Below are 2,958 nucleotides of genomic sequence, written 5' to 3' on the forward strand. Positions count from 1 at the left end.
GTCGCCGACATCCCGGCGGACCGCTTCTGGTACGTGGTCGGTCAGGCCTCGGCCTTCACCGGCCCGGGCGGCGCCACCATCTCCCCCGACCACCTCGGCTGGACCCCCAACCTCGTCGATGGCGGTGACACCGGTCTCGTGGCCGAGGGTGAAGAGGTCAAGACCTCCGAGGACACCGGAGACGACGCGGTCGGCCTCGTCGACCAGGAGCTGCTCTACACTGCTCTCGATTCGGCCGCCGTCAAGGAGGGCGGAGAGTCGTCGTGGACCGCCGACGCCGCCCTGGTGTTGAAGACCGAAGCCGGTGTCACGCCGGGCGCGTACTCCTCGACGCTGACGCTGTCGCTGTTCGAGGACGCGTACACCCCGTAAGCTCGAAGGACAAGCGGGCCGAGTCCTGAACGGGGCTCGGCCCGCGCTTTCGTATGAACGCCGATGTCGGCGGGGTCGACGGAGATCTGGGATGGTGACGCAGCGGTATGTCCAGGACACGCCCCTTTCTCGCGCGTGTGACGATCGCCCTGGCGGCCGTCGTCGCTCCGTTTGTGCTCGGCGTCCCCGCCGCCTCCGCGGCATCCGCTGATGACATCACCTGGTCCGTCACTCCTGCCGATGCGTCGGGCCCCGACGATCGCGGCGTCATCCAGCAGGAGCTCGATCCCGGTACGTCGCGCGCCGACTTCTTCGCTGTACGCAACCTCAGCCGCACCGAGGTGACGTTCGCGCTGTCCGCGGCGGACGGCTATTACACCGACAACGGGCGCTTCAACATGCTGCCCTCCGATCAGGAGTCGGTCGATGCGGGTCTGTGGATCGACCTGCCCGACTCGGTCACCGTCGCCCCGAACGGCACCGCCGTCGTCCCCTTCACCACCACCGTGCCGGACGGAGCGATTCCGGGTGACCACGCGGCGGGCATCGCCGCATCCGTCTCCTCCACCGGTACCGACGCCAGCGGCTCCGAGGTCGGGGTCGAGAGCCGCGTCGGCTTTCGCGTGATGACGCGCGTCACCGGCGACATCGTTCCCTCCTACGCCGTATCGGGGATCCAGTCGGGGTACGACATGTCGTGGAACCCCTTCCGCCCGGGCTCCGCGACCACGTCGTTCACGGTCGAGAACACGGGCAACGCCAGCCTGCTCGTCACCGGGGCCACGACGATCGGCACCGGATCCGCGGTTTTCCCCGCCGACGGCGCACCGCGCCAGGAGCTTCTGCCGGGGGAGTCCCGCTCGTTCACCGTCGCGGTCGCCGACGTCTGGCCCACGTTCTTCGTGCCGGGCTCCATCGACCTGGCGCCGACGGCGACCGATCTGGGCGGCGGTGCCGTCGAGGTCGCCCCCCAGTCGGCGGATGCGTCGCTGTGGGCCCTCCCCGTGCCGCAACTGCTCGTTCTGCTCGGCGTCCTGCTCATCGTCGCGGCCCTTTTCTGGCGCCGCCGTCGCTTCACGGCCGCCCTCGACCGCGCGCGCGAAGAAGGACGTCTCACTGCGAGCACCCCCGCAGTAACCGCTTCGCCGCCGTACGACACCTCGGCCGTGCAATGATGGCGTTCTCGTCGACGGCAGCGATACTTCCTTCCCCCACTTCCGCAGAAAGTTCGTTGTCGGCGGGGTTGTCCTCGGTGTGTTTTCCTCCGGCCGGCGCTGCCGCAGTCCTCAAATCTTGCCCCCATCGAGGCAGGCGCATCCCATCGAGGTGGTGTAACCGATACTTTCATGGGTGGCCCGCGGTTTACCGAGCATCCCGAAACACCCGGTATTTACCTCGATCGACGGTGCGCTCGGATGACTAAGATCCCTCAATCCTCGAGCCGCGGGTGGCAGCGGCCCAACATCTACGACGTCGCGCGTCGCGCCGGCGTGTCGCATATGACGGTGTCGCGGGTCTTGAACGAACACCCCCACATCCGCGAGACGACGCGAAATCGTGTCCTGCAGGTGATCGAGGAAATGAGCTACACGCCGAGTTCGATCGCCCGCGCCCTCGCTACCCGGCGCGCCCGTCGGATCGGCGTGCTCATCGACGGGCCCGTGCAGAACGGTCCGAACAATACATTCCGCGCCCTCGAGGTGGCGGCGCGCGAGGTCGGTTACGCCGTGAGCGCGTTCTCCATCAGTGACGACGACGCGTCGCAGATGGATTCCGGGGTGATTGAGCTCGTCACCCAGGGGATCGACGCGCTGTGCGTCATCGCCCCGCGTGAGTCGTCCCTCGACCTGCTGCGCCAGCAGATGACGGGTCTTCCCACGATCGTCATCAAGGCCGAAGCGGATGCCGCCTGGCACACGGTAGGCGTGGACCAGCGTGAGGGTGCCCGGCTAGCGGTCCAGCACCTCATCCGCCTCGGGCATCGCACCATCGCGCACCTGGCGGGACCCATGGATTGGTTCGATGCTCGAGAGCGCACTCAGGGGTGGCGGGAATGCCTCGCCGAGGCGGGCCTGTCCGAGGGGCCGTTCATCATCGGCGACTGGACCTCGGACTTCGGTTTCGAGTTCGGGAGGTCCTTCGACCTGGGGGAGACCACGGCGGTGTTCGCGGCGAACGACCAGATCGCGTTGGGCGTGATCCACGGGTTGCACGGTCGCGGCGTCCGCGTTCCCGAAGACGTGAACGTCATCGGGTTCGACGATCTGTCGGACGCGCGCCACTTCCTCCCCCCGCTCACGACGGTGCGCCAGGATTTCGCCGCGCTCGGTGAGCTGGCGCTGCAGCAGATCATCGCCGCCATCGAGGGTGACACCGAGCCCAGCCACGACATGATCCAGCCGCAGCTCATCGTGCGGGAGTCGACGACGACGGTCGCGCCCGGATGATTCGGCGTCAGCGGTCGGTGCGGGGCGTCGCGCGATCGTCGTGATCGGGTTGTGATCTGACACGCCGAAAATCTCTCAGATAACTCTTGCGCTCTTGAATGTTAGCGCGCACACTAATCAAGACCAGGAGTGCCGCTCA

The 2,958-nt window shown here is 67.4% G+C and carries 2 protein-coding genes and 1 pseudogene; all 3 read left to right on the plus strand.

The window, feature by feature from the left end; all coding sequences use genetic code 11:
• Positions 1–372 (plus strand): annotated as a pseudogene (locus tag RWP81_RS15725) (hypothetical protein); the annotation flags it as partial.
• Positions 373–509: 137 nt separating this feature from the next.
• Entirely contained in the window at positions 510–1,547 is a 1,038-nt protein-coding gene (locus RWP81_RS15730; RefSeq protein WP_314457684.1) for a hypothetical protein, read from the plus strand.
• A 240-nt stretch (positions 1,548–1,787) separates the two neighbouring features.
• The gene (locus tag RWP81_RS15735) at positions 1,788–2,819 is read left to right on the plus strand and encodes a substrate-binding domain-containing protein (protein WP_314457686.1); all 1,032 of its coding nucleotides are present in this window, start codon (positions 1,788–1,790) and stop codon (positions 2,817–2,819) included.
• Positions 2,820–2,958 lie beyond the last annotated feature (139 nt).

The sequence above is a fragment of the uncultured Microbacterium sp. genome (assembly GCF_963521695.1).
In the GTDB taxonomy this organism is placed as follows: Bacteria; Actinomycetota; Actinomycetes; order Actinomycetales; family Microbacteriaceae; genus Microbacterium.